The organism is Hydrogenophaga sp. L310, assembly GCF_055703065.1.
On sequence record NZ_JBVPZA010000008.1, the window covers coordinates 68,194 to 82,883 of the forward strand.

General features: G+C 63.2%; 17 protein-coding genes. 9 read left to right on the plus strand and 8 right to left on the minus strand.

Annotated elements, in window-relative coordinates; genetic code table 11:
* Positions 1-17 precede the first annotated feature (17 nt).
* Entirely contained in the window at positions 18-236 is a 219-nt protein-coding gene (locus tag AC0GNO_RS14460) for a hypothetical protein (RefSeq protein WP_472904440.1), read from the plus strand.
* 179 nt (positions 237-415) lie between these two features.
* Here the strand turns inward: AC0GNO_RS14460 and AC0GNO_RS14465 are convergent, their stop codons facing one another.
* Positions 416-1,576, minus strand: a complete 1,161-nt coding sequence (locus AC0GNO_RS14465; RefSeq protein WP_472904441.1) for a hypothetical protein — start codon at positions 1,574-1,576, stop codon at positions 416-418.
* Complete coding sequence (locus tag AC0GNO_RS14470) at positions 1,577-2,617, minus strand: DNA-methyltransferase (RefSeq protein WP_472904442.1); 1,041 nt, start codon at positions 2,615-2,617, stop codon at positions 1,577-1,579.
* Between the two features lie 617 nt (positions 2,618-3,234).
* Between AC0GNO_RS14470 and AC0GNO_RS14475 the strand changes: the two genes are divergently transcribed.
* From AC0GNO_RS14475 to rd, 4 genes are read left to right on the plus strand one after another with little or no spacing between them, the layout of a single operon-like run.
* Positions 3,235-4,125 (plus strand): sulfurtransferase, encoded by an 891-nt coding sequence (locus AC0GNO_RS14475; RefSeq protein ID WP_472904443.1) that lies wholly within the window; start codon positions 3,235-3,237, stop codon positions 4,123-4,125.
* A 46-nt stretch (positions 4,126-4,171) separates the two neighbouring features.
* On the plus strand, positions 4,172-4,741 hold the full coding sequence (locus AC0GNO_RS14480; protein WP_210829838.1) for an OsmC family protein: 570 nt from the start codon (positions 4,172-4,174) through the stop codon (positions 4,739-4,741).
* 10 nt (positions 4,742-4,751) lie between these two features.
* Positions 4,752-5,894 (plus strand): acyl-CoA dehydrogenase family protein, encoded by a 1,143-nt coding sequence (locus AC0GNO_RS14485; RefSeq protein WP_472904444.1) that lies wholly within the window; start codon positions 4,752-4,754, stop codon positions 5,892-5,894.
* Entirely contained in the window at positions 5,891-7,174 is a 1,284-nt protein-coding gene (gene rd / locus AC0GNO_RS14490) for a rubredoxin (protein WP_472904445.1), read from the plus strand. Before AC0GNO_RS14485 ends, rd begins: the two co-directional genes overlap by 4 nt.
* Positions 7,175-7,191: 17 nt before the next feature.
* Here the strand turns inward: rd and AC0GNO_RS14495 are convergent, their stop codons facing one another.
* Positions 7,192-8,340 carry a Fic family protein gene (locus tag AC0GNO_RS14495; RefSeq protein ID WP_472904446.1) on the minus strand — a complete coding sequence of 383 codons (1,149 nt, stop codon included), beginning with the start codon at positions 8,338-8,340 and terminating at the stop codon, positions 7,192-7,194.
* A gap of 88 nt (positions 8,341-8,428) precedes the next feature.
* Positions 8,429-8,830 carry a transcriptional regulator gene (locus AC0GNO_RS14500; RefSeq protein ID WP_472889020.1) on the minus strand — a complete coding sequence of 134 codons (402 nt, stop codon included), beginning with the start codon at positions 8,828-8,830 and terminating at the stop codon, positions 8,429-8,431.
* Between the two features lie 91 nt (positions 8,831-8,921).
* On the opposite strand from AC0GNO_RS14500, the gene AC0GNO_RS14505 reads away from it, so the two are divergent.
* Positions 8,922-9,425, plus strand: coding sequence for a hypothetical protein (locus AC0GNO_RS14505; protein ID WP_472904447.1), 504 nt, complete (start codon positions 8,922-8,924; stop codon positions 9,423-9,425).
* Positions 9,426-9,493: 68 nt separating this feature from the next.
* On the plus strand, positions 9,494-9,880 hold the full coding sequence (locus tag AC0GNO_RS14510) for a hypothetical protein (RefSeq protein WP_472889018.1): 387 nt from the start codon (positions 9,494-9,496) through the stop codon (positions 9,878-9,880).
* 39 nt (positions 9,881-9,919) lie between these two features.
* Here the strand turns inward: AC0GNO_RS14510 and AC0GNO_RS14515 are convergent, their stop codons facing one another.
* On the minus strand, positions 9,920-10,954 hold the full coding sequence (locus AC0GNO_RS14515; protein WP_472904448.1) for an RNA methyltransferase: 1,035 nt from the start codon (positions 10,952-10,954) through the stop codon (positions 9,920-9,922).
* A gap of 99 nt (positions 10,955-11,053) precedes the next feature.
* Between AC0GNO_RS14515 and AC0GNO_RS14520 the strand changes: the two genes are divergently transcribed.
* Positions 11,054-11,914: a pirin family protein gene (locus tag AC0GNO_RS14520; RefSeq protein ID WP_472904449.1), complete on the plus strand. Its 861-nt coding sequence runs from the start codon at positions 11,054-11,056 to the stop codon at positions 11,912-11,914.
* A gap of 25 nt (positions 11,915-11,939) precedes the next feature.
* Complete coding sequence (locus AC0GNO_RS14525) at positions 11,940-12,809, plus strand: pirin family protein (protein WP_472904450.1); 870 nt, start codon at positions 11,940-11,942, stop codon at positions 12,807-12,809.
* A gap of 6 nt (positions 12,810-12,815) precedes the next feature.
* Here the strand turns inward: AC0GNO_RS14525 and AC0GNO_RS14530 are convergent, their stop codons facing one another.
* The 3 genes from AC0GNO_RS14530 to AC0GNO_RS14540 all read right to left on the minus strand — a co-directional run bounded on the left by AC0GNO_RS14530 (position 12,816) and on the right by AC0GNO_RS14540 (position 14,660).
* The gene (locus AC0GNO_RS14530) at positions 12,816-13,283 is read right to left on the minus strand and encodes a nuclear transport factor 2 family protein (protein ID WP_472904451.1); all 468 of its coding nucleotides are present in this window, start codon (positions 13,281-13,283) and stop codon (positions 12,816-12,818) included.
* Positions 13,283-13,726, minus strand: coding sequence for a cyanase (gene cynS, locus AC0GNO_RS14535; RefSeq protein ID WP_177136509.1), 444 nt, complete (start codon positions 13,724-13,726; stop codon positions 13,283-13,285). The genes AC0GNO_RS14530 and cynS overlap by 1 nt, the downstream gene beginning before the upstream one ends.
* Positions 13,727-13,865: 139 nt before the next feature.
* The gene (locus tag AC0GNO_RS14540; protein ID WP_472904452.1) at positions 13,866-14,660 is read right to left on the minus strand and encodes an ABC transporter ATP-binding protein; all 795 of its coding nucleotides are present in this window, start codon (positions 14,658-14,660) and stop codon (positions 13,866-13,868) included.
* Positions 14,661-14,690: the final 30 nt, after the last annotated feature.

The window sequence follows — 14,690 nt, forward strand, 5'->3', positions numbered from 1 at the left end:
ACCGATCCGAAGCCGCCATGAAAACAATCGACGAGATGCTGCACCTGGCATTGCTGACGCCCGACGAGCACCAACAGATCAGCCGCTGGATCGCTCAGGCCGACACGCCCGACGAGATTTTGAAGATGCCGCCCTTGCTGTGGCGGGCCGTCGAACGGGCCAGCGCTGTGATGGGCATCGACGAAGACCTGATGCGCCCGCCTGCGCTGGATGCTGACGACCTGGTTTGCCGATAGACGACGGGCTGAACGGATTGCGTGCCGATTCATCTGCAAAGACGGTCGGGGTGAGCATGTCACTCACGGCCCAGAGCAAACAACAGTTGATGAACGTAAAAAAGTGTGAAGTACATCGGCCGTGAGGAGTACTGTGCTTTACCTGTACCGCCCTTACCCGAATTTCCAATTCCATCAAGCTATAGCGCAATGAGATTACGTAAAAATCCCTTTGCATAGTCTATGTCAATCTCAGCCCGGGGCTTTCGGATAATAGATTCGATGGTCCTGCCTTCAAACTGCGATACGCCTCGCGAGTTCCGACCACTCCAGTGCTTTAGCAAGATCGTTGACGCGAGCAAATCAGCCTGGAACATGGACACCAGTACTGTGTTCGCGATCCTCGCCGGATCGACACCTACGAAATAGAACATGAATACGGTCTTTTCGGTGGCCAGAAATTCCAATATTTTATCAAGGTTGTAGGCCTTTGGATTCGATGATAGCACCATGATTTTGGTCTTCACGTCAGTCTCGGTGACGTATTCTTCGAAGATTCGTTGATAGTCGCCGAGGGTATTATTGGTTTTGAAAGCCGGGATGCCTTTCGATGTTTCCCGATTTTGCAAAGTTGTAATGAGCTGCTGACGCAAGGCATCATCCTCGCCCGCAATAAGATACTCGATAATACGACCTCGCACGTTCACGTTCTCGATCATTGAGGCGACGAGGATTTCGTTCTTGAATCGCTCGACTCGCTCGTCGAGTTCTCGTTTCAACGCCACCGCATCTGCCGAGGCGACGAATCGTGCCGCTCGTTCCGGGGCTTCTAAGATGCGAAATTCAGCATCAGGTGAGACAATGAATTTGCGTCCTGTGGGGATAATGTTGTTTGTCGCTTCCACCAAGCGTGGAAGATTGTCCTCGAAACCAATTTCTCGGTGAACATCGAACAGCCTCTGGATGTTCTCGGGCACATTGTAAATGCCTTCCAACTCTCGAATGATATCGGAACCATTGAAACTACCCCTGATATTATCTACTCGGAGTTGTTGGCTTGAATGGCTGATCTTGCGCAAGAAGGTCGAGTTGGCGACAAGTACGTGGTTTTCTGTGGGAGTGACCAAGCACACGAGGAAGGGGATATGATCCACCTTCTTCAAGTTTGACAACGATAGAATCGTGTTTGAAAAGCTAGGGCCAGCACCGGACGAAAACCGGATGGCGAAGTCGTTGCAGTAATAGACTGATCGATCTTGGGTGAGGCCAAACTTCTCCACGATTAACTTCGTGAGTTTGGTTTTGTCATTGATGCCACGGTGCGTCGCTACAAATTGGAGAAGTGCAGGGAGTTTGCTCATCTAGAAAAGATTCAGAGTTTCTTCGGTGGACTCAGGCTGGACCATGCGCGGTCGCCCCCGTCGCCTCGCGGCCTCAGCCGGTTTTTCGGGCGTATCTGCTTTTGTCAAAAGGGAATCGGAAGCCTTTGGTGAAGCTGTTAGAGCTGCTTTAGTTGCTTCCGTCTTTTGATTGGCAAGCGAGTTACGCTCCCAAAAAACTCCGTCCGCGTAACCTTGGATAGTGGGATCAAGACCAGCGAGAGCGAGCCGTTTCATCGTCCAGCAGCAATACTCGGTGTTTTGCTCTACACCCACGAACCGGCGCGACAGTTTTTTGCAGACTACCGCCGTAGTGCCGCTACCGAGGAAAGGATCAAAAACAACGCTTCCCACGTTAGTGCTCGCCAGCACGAGTTTAGCAATCAGTTTTTCTGGTTTTTGGGTTGGATGATCCGTGTTCTCTGGCATCGACCAAAATGGAATCGTGATGTCCGTCCAGATGTTCGATGGGTGTGTGAGACGGTAGTTGCCATCTTGATCTTCGTCCCAATCTTTTGGTCTTCCTTCGGCATCACGGTAAGGCGCAATTACCTTCCGTTTGAGCTTGACGGCATCTACATTAAAGATGTAGTCGTCGCCTTTCGATTTTGTGCAAAACCAAATGTCCTCGGTATTGTTCTTCCAATTGGTCTTCGCCCCGCGACCCTTTTCGCGCTCCCAGGTGATCCGGTTCCGGACGCAAAGGCGATCTTCCAAAATTGGGGCAATGTGCATTGACGTCCTCCAGTCCGAGCAAACGTAAACTGTGCCATTCGGTTTGAGGGCAGGTAATACGGCGTCAAGGATCACACCGAAATACTCAGCATACTCATCCTTTTCTTTCCCCTTGAAGACGTGGCCATGGAAATTTTTGGAAAGGTTGTATGGTGGGTCGAGGACTATGAGATCGGCAAATGCCTCAGGAAGAAACTTCGCCACCTCGAAAAGGTCTTGATTGATTACTTTACCGTCCAGAGCGCTTGGCGCTGCTGGGAGGTCGAATACGGCAAGTTCTTTCGACAAGCTTTCAATCTCCTCTGCTGAGCAGATGAGCGTCCGATTTCTGGGTGCGCGTTGTTTATCAGGCATAAAGATATTTGCAAACTGGCTATAAGATGTAACCGTAACGAGCTGCGAAACAGTGCTCTTTGGTTGTTTGCGAAATTTGAGTTAAACGACAATACAAAGGATTAACACATCGCCGCTGTTATGCAAAGTCGCGGAATTTCATAATTTGGTCGAATGATTTACGTAGTACATCATGATGCACTTCTATAGGAGTTGGCATAAACACCTTGCTGACTGCGCTGCTTCGACACCTGCGTAGATCATAGGCCGAAAATGCTTGACCAGTCACACAGCTGAACGTCTGCTCAGGGTCAAAACCCGGCATTGCCCTCCCGCACCCCAAACAGCAAATCCTGGCGCCCAACCGAAAGCACCTCCATTGTGTCGACAGTGTGTCAACACAGTGGCGATTCTCAGCAGCGACAGCACCCGGCGCATTCGGTCGCCAAATCCCCATAAACCCAAATAAATCAACGGCTTGAACACGTTGACTTAGCCGCGCGCCGCCCTGGCACGACCGTTGCAAAAGAGCACCCAGGCCATCCTGCCTTTGCCCTTTTTCAGAGGTCCCCATGAGCATTGAAGCCACCCTGATCGCACCCGATCAACTCGCCGCCATGCAAGCCGCCGAACCGGTGGTGATCATCGACACCCGCGACGCCGACACCTTTGCGGCCGGCCACATTCCCGGCGCGGTGAACCTGCGCGAGGTGTTCACGTTTCTCGCCACCTCCACGCCCGAAGGCCTGCAGGCCCTCAAGGCCACCTTTGCCGACGCGCTGGGCAAGGCCGGCCTCTCGGGCGCCGAGACGGCCGTGTTTTACGAAGACGCGATGAACGGCGGCTACGGCCAGTCGTGCCGGGGCTACTACCTGCTCACCTGGCTGGGCTACCCCAAGATCAAGGTGCTCAACGGCGGCTTCAGCGCCTGGAAGGCGGCCGGCCTGCCGGTGTCGACCGAAGCGGCCACGCCCACGCCCGCCACCTTCCCCGAGCTGCCGATGAGCGACGTGATGCTCACGCAGGCCGATGTGATGGCCGCGCTGGGCACCGACACGGTGTTGCTCGACGTGCGCGATGTGGACGAGTGGATCGGCGACAGCTCTTCGCCCTACGGCAAAGATTTCGCGCCGCGCAAGGGCCGCCTGCCCGGCGCCAAGTGGGTGGAGTGGTACCGCTTCATGAAGCCCTCGGCCCAGGGCCCGGTGTTCAAGACGCCGGACGAGGTGAAGGCCGAGTGCGCCACCGCCGGCATCGCGCCCGACGACACGGTCTACCTCTATTGCTTCAAGGGCGCGCGCGCGTCCAACACCTTCCTTGCGCTCAAGCAGGCCGGGTTCTCGGACGTGCGCATGTACTTCGGCTCGTGGAACGAGTGGTCGCGTGACGACACCCTGCCCATCGAGACCGGCCTGCCAGTCGCCCCGTCCAGCAAGACCGCCAGCCTGGCGATGGCAGCCTGAACCGCTTTCCTCCACCCCCTTCTCTTCTCAACCTTCAGGAAATTTCATGTCCTCCACCGACACCCTCGAACCCACCGCGCCCGTGACCACCGTCAAGACCTACCTGCGCCCGATCGACGGCAAAGGCCTGGCCGAATTCGCCGCCGGCGGCAAAGCCAACCCGGCCCGGCGCGGCACCAACAAGGTCCACACCGTGATGGAGGGCCAGTACCGCTCGCTGTCGCACGTGGGTGAGAAGCACGTGGTGGTGGTGGACGAGCCGCTGCACCTGTTCGGCGAAGACACGGCGCCCGCGCCGGGCGAGATCGTGCTCTCGGGCCTGGGCGGCTGTATTGCCGTGGGCGTGACGGCCGTCGCGACCTGGAAGGGCGTGAAGCTGAGCAAGCTGGAAGTGTTTCTGGAAGGCGACATCGGCAACCCGGCGGCCTGGGGCGCGGGCGGCGCGCTGGAGAAGACGGCGCCCGAGATGGGCTTTCAGGCGATCCGCGTGAAGGTGCTGGTCGAAGGCGACGCGAGCCGCGAGGTGCTGGACGAGATCGTGCAGCACGCGAACTTCTACTCGCCCGTGGCCAACACCATGCGCAACCCGATCCCGTTCGAGATCTCGATGGCTTGAGGACACTGTCATGAACCCCGCCGACCTGCCCCCCGAACTCGCTGCCCAACCCGCCAACCTCATCGATGCCGTGCGCGCCATCGCCCAGGGCCCGCTGGCCGAACAGGCTTACGCCATCGACCGCGGGGCCTACCCGGTGGACGTGATGAAACAGCTGGCGGCGGCCGGCGCCATGAGCGCGCACCTGCCGCAGGCCGACGGCACGCCGGGCGACTACGGCCAGGCGATCCTGGCGATGGCCGAGGCGTCCAAGGTCTGCGGCGCCACGGGCTTCATGATGTGGTGCCAGTGCGTGGCCGGGCTCTACATGCAGGCCTCGGGCAACCCGGCGCTGACGGGCGAGCGGCTGGCGCGCCACGTGCGCGGCGAGACGCTGGGCGGCACCGGCCTCTCCAACCCCATGAAGAGCTTCGCGCAGATCGAAAGCCTGCTGCTCAAGGCCACGCCGGTCGACGGCGGATACCTGGTGAACGGCACCCTGCCCTGGGTCAGCAACCTCGGGCCTGACCACTACTTTGGCGCCATCGCGTCGGTGCAGGTGGACGGCGCCTGCGCGGGCCGCGAGATGATGTTCATGCTGCGCTGCGACGCGCCGGGCGTCACGCTCAAGACCTGCCCCGAGTTCTCGGGCATGGAAGGCACGGGCACCTACAGCGTGCACTGCAAAGACCTGTTCGTCGGCACCGACGACGTGGTGGCCGACCCGGCCAAACCTTACATCGCGCGCATCCGTGGCGGCTTCGTGCTGCTGCAGTGCGGCATCGCGGCGGGCATCATCCAGGGCGCGATCGACAGCATGTGGGCGGTGGAAGTCCAGCTTGGCCACGTGAACCAGTACCTGGAAGACCGGCCCGCCGAGCTGCAGGCCGAATTCGACGCGCTGGTGGCCCGCATCATGAAGCTGGCCGAGACGCCCTTCGACACCTCGACCGACTACTTCATCGACGTGCTCGACGCACGCGCCCACGGCGCCGAGCTCTGCCTGCGCGCCGCCAACTCCGCGCTGATGCACCAGGGCGCGCGCGGCTACCTCATGAGCTCCGAGGTACAGCGCCGCGTGCGCGAGGCGCAGTTCGTCGCCATCGTCACGCCGGCCATCAAGCACCTGCGCAAAGAGATCGCGCGGCTGTCGGCCGAGGAGATGCCGGCATGACCCCCGCCATCCAACCCACCCCGGTGGCCCAGGTCGTCGCAGCCCTGGGGGCACCCGCCTTCAACAAGTACATCTGCCACGCCTGCGGCTACATCTACGACGAGGCCGAAGGCGACCCCGACAGCGGCCTGGCTGCAGGCACGCGCTTCGAAGACATTCCCGACGACTGGGCCTGCCCGCTCTGCGGCGTGACCAAGAGCGACTTCGAGCCCTACAGCGCACCGAGCCTCGACGAACTGCGCGCGCGCGCTGGCGGCGCAGCCCCGGTGGCGAAACGCGGCGGCACGCCGGGCGTGCTCATCGTCGGTGGCGGCCGCGCCGGCTGGCAGATGGCCGAAGCCCTGCGCGCGCTCGACGCCGCGCTGCCCATCACCCTGGTGAGCGCCTGCGCCGCCGACGTGTACGACAAGCCCCTGCTCTCGGTAGCCGTGGCGCGCCAGATGGATCCCGGCAAGCTCGTCAAGGAAACCGGCGCTGACGCCGCGAAGCGTCTGGGCGTGCGCCTGCTCGCGCACACCGACGCCGTGCGCATCTGCCCCGACACGCGAAGCCTGCGCACCACGCGCGGCACGCTGCGCTACGACCAGCTGGTGCTGGCCCACGGCGCGCAGGCCGCGCTGCCGCCCGCCCTGCCCGCCGCCCACTGCTGGCGCATCAACCACCTGGGCGCGTACCAGCGCCTGCGCGCGGCGCTCGGCACCGTGGAGCAGTCCGGGGCGAAAGACGTGGTCATCGTCGGCGCCGGCCTGATCGGCAGCGAACTCGCCAACGACCTCGCACTCGGCGGCCACCGCATCACCCTGCTCGACGTGATGGCCGAACCGCTCGCGCGCTGGCAGGCACAACAGGCCGGCGCGCAACTGCTCGGTGCCTGGCAAGACCTGCCCATCCGCTTCGTCGGCGGCGTGCAGGTGGCCAGCGTGGAGAAGCTGGGCGACCGCTACCGCATCACCACCGCCTGCGGTCAGCAGTTCGTCGCCAACCAGGTGATCGCCGCCGCCGGCCTGATGACCCCGCCGCGCCTGGCGCAAAGCGCCGCGCTGGACTGGAACAACGGCATCGCCGTGGACGCGGCCACGCTGCGCACCAGCGATCAGCGCATCCACGCCCTGGGCGACTGCATCAGCGTCAACGGCCAGACCAGCCGATACATCGAGCCCATTGCGCGGCAGGCGCGGGCGATTGCGGCGCACATCTGCGGGGGTGATCCGGTGCCCTACGAAGCGAAGCCTGCGGTGGTGCGGGTGAAGACCACCTCGCACCCGATGACGCTGCACTGAAGCGGCTCACCGCACGCTCAGCGGCTGAGCAGATCGATGTACGCCTGGTAGCTGAAGCTGCGGTTCTTCTTCTGCCCGGTGACTTCGGTCACGATGCCCATCTCCTGCAGCAGCTTGATGGCCGCGCTGGCGGTGGGGAAGGTGGTGCTCAAAGCTGCCCGAGCCCTTTCCACGCTGAAGCGCGGCATGGTGGGCAGCAGTTCGAACAGGCGGTAGCTGGCCGGGCCCGCCTTGGCGTGCTGCAGCAGGCGGCGGCGGTCGGCGGCCACCAGGCTGGCCAGCGCCACCACGTCCTTTTCAGCCTCGGCAGCGGCCACCTCGACCCCCTCCAGAAAGAAGCCGACCCAGCCCTCCCAGTCGCCCTCGGTGCGCACAGCCGACAGGTGCCGGTAGTAGGTGCTCTGGTGCCGTTTGAGGTACCCGCTCAAGTACATCAAGGGCTCGGGCAGCAGGCCCCAATGCTCCAGCAAGGCCGCAATCAGCAGACGGCCCATGCGCCCGTTGCCGTCCAGAAACGGGTGGATCGTCTCGAACTGCGCATGCACCAGGGCCACCTTGACCAAGGGCGGCAAATCGCCGTCGGGCGCGTGGATGAAACGCTCCAGATCGGCCAGCAGACGTGGCACCTGCTCGGCCGGCGGCGGCACGAACACCGCGTTGCCCGGTCGCGTGCTACCGATCCAGTTTTGCGAGCGGCGCAGCTCGCCCGGTTGTTTGCCGGTGCCGCGCACGCCGCTCCGCAGCAAGCGGTGCGCGTCGCACAGCAGGCGCACGCTGATGGGCAGGCCCGCCGCATCGCGCAGGTTGTCCTGCACCAGCCGGAAGGCCCGCAGATAGTTGGTGACCTCTTCCACATCGTCGGTGTTGCTCACGGCCAGACCGGCTTCTTCGTCGAACAGGTCGGTCAGCGTGGCCTGCGTGCCCTCGATCTGCGAGGTCATCAGGGCCTCCTTGCGGATGGCGCTGTAGAGCAGCCAGTCCACCGAAGGCACCAGCCCCGCCACGGCAGCCAGGCGCGCCAGCGCCATTTGCGCCGCGCGGTTGTGCTCAACCCAGGCAGATTCGGCCAGACCCGGTGCGGACGGCGGCAAGGGATGGGGAATGAAAGCCTTGACCGGCTCCCCAAGGGTGGTTGTGGTGGCGTAGGTGCCTGTGGTGCGCGCCATATGCAAGCCTTCTTGACACGAAGTCTTACATATTAAAGTAAGTTTTAATTTGAAGCCAGCGTTTTAAAGCGGGCTTTCACACAGACGCTCAAGACTCCGGCGCCGCATGCGCCTTCGCGAACGCCAGGATCACCTCGCGCACGATCTTGCGTTGCGGGGCCGGCAGCTTCAGGTAGGTATCGATGACTTCACGCTCGACAAAACCGACCCCTTCGTCCCAACGCTTCTGGTATTCCCGCACCTGACGCCGTACTGCATCACCAAACCGCAGAACCTCAGGTTCCAACTTGAGCCACTCGGCCAGCACCTGCAGCTTGTCCTGTGTAGGAATGGAACGGCTGTTGAGCCAGCCCCAAGCCGCCTGGTTACTGATGGAGCGGCCGTGCCAACGCAGATTGAATTCGTGCTCCAGCACCGACGGACTGACGACGTAGCCCATACGGGCCATCGCGTCTCGCAGGCGCTGGGAGAACTCCATCTTTTCGTTCATGCCCCCAAGCTACGGGGTGCTTGAAAAATTTCTCTATTTTCTGTTGTATAAGATACCAACAATTACTTGATTTTTGCTTCAACAACGATTGATGCTCACGCTGCCTTTGCCCTTCCCCACTCCATCTGCTCTGATCGCTGTCGCGCTGGCGCTGGCGCTGTTGGCAGGCTGCTCCACCACGCAAGAGATCACGCTGGGCGCCCAGGTGCCTACCAAGGTCATAGTTACAGTCGCGCAGGTCCAAAACGATGGCAACTCGTCGCAGATGACCAGCCTGTTGGAGGAAGCGCTGCTCAAAGAGAAACTGGCAGTCGTTGGAGCCCTTCCCTCGGGCACCCGAACCGCGCCCGGTCTCGACGCGCTTGTGAGCTATACGGACGTCTGGCGTTGGGACCTCATGATGTACCTCAAGCACCTCACTGTTCAGCTGTACGACGCCGAAACGGGGCAACTGGTCGCCTTGGGCCGATGGTCCGATTCGCCCTTACACGGCTTCAGGGACCCAAAGACCGTCATGGATGGCCTGATCTCGGATCTCGTCGCCCGGGTACGCGGGGCCAAACCCAGCGCCGCGATCTCCGTCAGCGCCCCTTAACGTCATTCACATGAACTCAACGGGAAACGTGGCCCGCCAACCACTTACTCAACTGGAGGAGCCTCGTCATGAAACACATCGCCAAAAAAATCTTCGCCGCCTCAGCCATCGCGCTACTGACCGCCTGCGGCGGTGGTAGCGATGAACCAAGCAAGGATCTGTTCAGCATCTGGACCCGGGATGGGACGGGCGCAACGATGGACATTCGCGGCGCCAGCTTTGGCTCCCCGCACTATCTGTATGCGTTTGCCCAAGACGGCACAAAGTGCATCTGTCAATTGACCGTTATCGGTGAACAGGACAAGGGTAGCTTTGCACTGTCCAGTTGCATCTCGACCCCGTACAACAGTGCCAAGAATCCCCAATGCGAAGCCATGAACGTGGCCGGCAACTACACGAACGTGAGCGCCATTCTCACGTTGAGCACACAAAGAGGAACCGCCACCTATCGGTGATCAACTTCCGGCCCTATGAAGCAATGTGGCCTCCTGCGTTCAGGGCCGCACCGAGATGGGTATCGTCTTGCGCGCCGGCCTCTCCGCTCGCGCCCTCAGCTGCCCACAGCCGCCGTCCACGTCCTGCCCGGCGGACTGGCGCAGTTTGGTCAGGATGCCGCGGCGGTGCAGGCGGCGGGCGATGTCGGCCGCCTTCTCCCAGCTCGGGCGCGTGAACGGCATGCCCTCGACGCTGTTGAACGGGATCATGTTCAGGATCGCGTACTTGCCCGTGAGCAGGCGCACGATGCCGTCGAGTTCTTCATCCGTATCGTTGATGCCGTCGAGCAGCGTCCACTGGTATTGGATCGGGTAGTCGGTGGCGCGGGCGTAGATCTCGCCCGCTTCCACCAGTTCTTCCGGCGACAGACGCGGCGCGCGCGGCAGCAGCTGCTCGCGCAGATCGGCCCGCGTGGTGTGCAGCGAGAGCGCGAGAGCCGGCTTCACGCGACCCCGCGGCAGCGCCTCGAACACGCGCGGGTCGCCGACGGTGGAGAACACCAGGTTCTTGTGGCCGATGTTGCCCTCCGTGCCCAACAGGTCGATGGCTTCGAGCACGTTGTCGAGGTTGTGCGCGGGCTCGCCCATGCCCATGAACACCACCTTCTTCACCGGCCGCATTGAGCGCGCCAGCACCACCTGCGCCACGATCTCGGCGCTGCCCACCTGGCGGATCAGGCCGGTGGTGCCGGTCATGCAGAACACACAGCCCACGGCGCAGCCGATCTGGGTGGAGACGCAGACCCCGTCGCGCGGCAGCAGCACGGTCTCGACCATCTGGCCGTCACCCAGCCTCACCAGCAGGCGCGCCGCGCCGTCTTCGCCCGGGTGTTGTGATTCGAGCGTGGCCAGCGCGGCCAGCTCGTCGGCGATGGCCGGCAGCTCGGCCACCAGGGCAGAGGGCAGAAAGTGCTCCACCTGGCGCCGGCCGCTGGTCTGCGGCAGGGCGAGGCTCCACAGGCGCAGAACGCGCTGCTGGTGACGGGAGTTGGCGCCGAGCGCGTGCAGGCGCTCGCGCAGTTGTTCGATGCGCATGGGGTGGATTGTCCCAGCAAGTACCACAAGCACCATGCCCACGTCGGTGGAAGAATCCGCCGCCGCGGCGGACAATGCGTTTCCTCAGGAGACCCCACGATGAAATCCGTGTCCCACATCCAGCGCAACCCGCACGGCCATTGGGTCGGCGACGGCTTTCCGGTGCGCAGCATCTTTTCGTATGACGACAACCCTGCGGCGTTCTCACCCTTCCTGCTGCTCGATTTCGGCGGCCCCACCACCTTCGACCCGACGACGAAACGCCGCGGCGTCGGCGCCCACCCGCACCGCGGTTTCGAGACCGTGACCATCGTCTACGACGGCGAGGTCTCGCACCGCGACTCCACCGGTGCGGGCGGCACCATCGGCCCCGGCGACGTGCAGTGGATGACGGCTGCCGCCGGCATCGTGCACGAGGAGTTCCACAGCGAAGCCTTCGGCCGCAGTGGCGGGCCGTTCCAGATGGTGCAGCTGTGGGTGAACCTGCCGGCGCGCGACAAGATGGCACCGCCCGGCTACCAGGGCATCACCGCCGCGATGACGCCCACGGTGGACCTGCCCGATGGCGCCGGCACGGCGCGCCTGATCGCGGGCTCGCTGCTCGGCGCACAAGGCCCGGCCAGGACCTTCACCCCCATGCAGGTGTGGGATGTGCAGATCAAGGCCGGCCACACCGTGACCCTGCCCGCACCCGAAGGCCACACCACCGTGCCGCTGGTGCTCAAAGGCCGGGTGAAGACGCAGGGCGGCGCCGAAGCCACCGACGCCGAGATGATCGTCTACGAGCGTGCGGGCGAGGGTGTGACGCTCACCGCGGTGACCGACACCACCCTGCTCTGGCTGGCGGGTGAACCGATCGACGAACCGGTGGTGGGTTATGGGCCGTTCGTGATGAACAGCGAGGCGGAGATCCACCAGGCGTTCGCTGATTTTCAGAGCGGCCGCATGGGACGGCTTTGAAACACCTGAACAAAAGGAGAACACGATGCTCGACATGGTGATCAACGCCCGCGCCGCCGACCTCGGCCACGGCCTGACGGTGCGGCGCGTGCTGCCCTTTGCGAAGCGCCGCAACGTCGGCCCCTTCGTGTTCCTGGACCACGCCGGCCCGGTGCCGCTGCCGCCGCAGTACGACCGCGCCGCCGACGTGCGCCCGCACCCGCACATCGGCCTGTCCACGGTGAGCTATTTGCTCAGCGGCCAGATCACGCACCGCGACAGCCTGGGCACGCTGCAGGTCATCCGCCCCGGCGAGGTGAACTGGATGACGGCCGGGCGCGGCATCTCGCACAGCGAACGCTTCACGTACCCCGATTCGTATGCCGACGGCGGACTGGAACTGATGCAGCTCTGGGTGGCGCTGCCCGAGGCCGACGAAGAGTGCGAACCCGCCTTCACCCACTACCCCGCCACCGACCTGCCGGTGATCGAATCGGACGGCGTTTGGATGCGCCTGGTGGCGGGCAGCGCCTACGGCGAGAGCAGCCCGGTGCGCACCCACTCTCCCCTGTTCTACCTGCACACCGAGTGGCAGGCCGGCGCCAGCAAGGCCCTGCCCGGTGGCCACAGCGAACAGGCGGTGTACGTGGCCAAAGGGGAAATCGAACACGCGGGCGAGGTCTACCAGCCCGGCCAGCTGCTGGTGTTCGGCGACGACGTGGACGCGGTGATCACCGCGCGCACGCCCGCCACGCTGATGCTCTTTGGCGGCGAGCCGCTGGGCGAGCGCCACATCTTCTGGAACTTCGTGTCCTCGCGCAAGGAGCGCATCGAACAGGCCAAAGCCGACTGGGCGGCCGGCCGCATTGCGCTGCCACCGGACGACAAGGACGAGTGGATTCCGCTGCCGGGCTGAGACCGCTCAGAGCCCCAGCTCGGTCAACCCGGGATGGTCATTGGGGCGGCGCCCCAGCGGCCAGTGAAACAGCCGCTCGCTTTCATGGATCGGGCGGTCGTTGATGCTGGCGTGGCGCTGCTCCATGTAGCCCAGTTCGTTGAACTGCCAGTTCTCGTTGCCGTGCGAACGGAACCACTGCCCCGAATCGTCGCGCCATTCGTAGACGAAGCGCACCGCGATGCGGTGGCCGTCAAACGCCCACAGCTCCTTGATGAGCCGGTAGTCCAGTTCCTTCGCCCACTTGCGCACCAGGAAGGCGTGCACCTCGGCCCGGCCCACCGGGAACTCCGCGCGGTTGCGCCAGCGCGTGTCCTCGGTGTAGACCTTGACCACCCGGTCCGGGTCGCGCGAATTCCACGCATCCTCGGCCCCGCGCACCTTCTGCGCGGCGGTCTCGGCGGTGAAAGGCGGCAGCGGTGGGCGCGGTTCCATCAGTACTGCTTGTAGGGGAGAAATTTGCCCGACATCACGATGTTCACGCGGTCGCCATTCGGGTCGGCCTGGCGCTGCATGTCCATCTTGAAATCGATCGCGCTCATGATGCCGTCGCCGAACTCTTCGTGGATCAGCTCCTTGAAGGTGGTGCCGTACACGCTCACCAGTTCGTAGAAGCGGTAGATCAGCGGATCGGTCGGCACGCTGGTGGGCAGCGAGCCCTTGTAGGGCACGACCATCAGCCACTTCTGCTCGTCGGCAGAGAGGCCGAAGATCTTGCCCAGCACCTTGGCCTGCGCCGGGGTGGCTGTCATCTGGCCCAGGCACAGGGCCGTGGTCCATTCCTTGGACTGGCCCACCTTCTTGGCCACGTCGGCCCAGCTCAGGCCTTTGCTGACTTTGGTGGAGATGATTTTTTCGGTGACGTCGAGTCGGCTCATGTGTTGCCTCTTGGTGGTTAAAACAGAAGGAAGAAGTAGGGGAAGAAAAGGTGTTTCGCCGAGGGCGCCGCGGAACTGGCTTTGCCAGGCCGCCAGCGCCGCCCCCTTGAGGGGGTCGCGCGCAGCGCGGCGGGGGTGGTCAATGAGCCCTTGCGCGGCTGACCAGAAAATCAACGATGTGATTTCTGAGGTCGTAGTAGCCATCGAGGTGGTGCAGCTGCGCACGCGTGCGGCTGCGTGGCAGCGGGTTGACCACCACCTCGGCCATGCCGCCGGGCCGGTAACCCTGGTCGGTCTCCTGGCCGTTGGTCATGAGCAGGATGCGGTCGGCCAGCAGGATGGCTTCGTCCACGTCGTGCGTGATCATGAAGACGGTCTGGTGCGTCTCGCGCACGATGCCCATCAGCTCGTCCTGGATGGTGCCACGGGTGAGCGCGTCGAGCGCGCCGAAGGGCTCGTCGAGCAGCAGCATCTTGGGGCTGATCGCAAACGCGCGCGCAATGCCCACGCGCTGCTTCATGCCGCCCGAAAGCTGGCTGGGCTTCTTGTCGATGGCGGGCAGCAGGCCGACCATGCCCACGTGTTTTTCGACCTGCTGGTGAATCTGCGCCTTGCTCCAGTCGGGCCAGCGCGATTTGACGGCGAACGCGATGTTCTGCCGCACCGTGAGCCAGGGCATGAGCGCGTGGCTCTGGAACACCACGCCGCGCTCCAGGCTGGGGCCGTTGATCTCACGACCGTCCATGAAACAGTGGCCGCTGGTCGCGGTGTCGAGCCCCGCGAGCACGTTGAGGATGGTGGTCTTGCCGCAGCCGCTGTGGCCGATGATGCAGACGAATTCGCCCTTGTCGATGGCGAACGAGACGTCGGCAAACACCGGCTTGTCGGCCTGGTAAGCCTTGGCGAGCTGTTCGACTTTGAGGAAACCGGACATCGGGGAGACCTTTTCGGTTGGGGTGGTCAC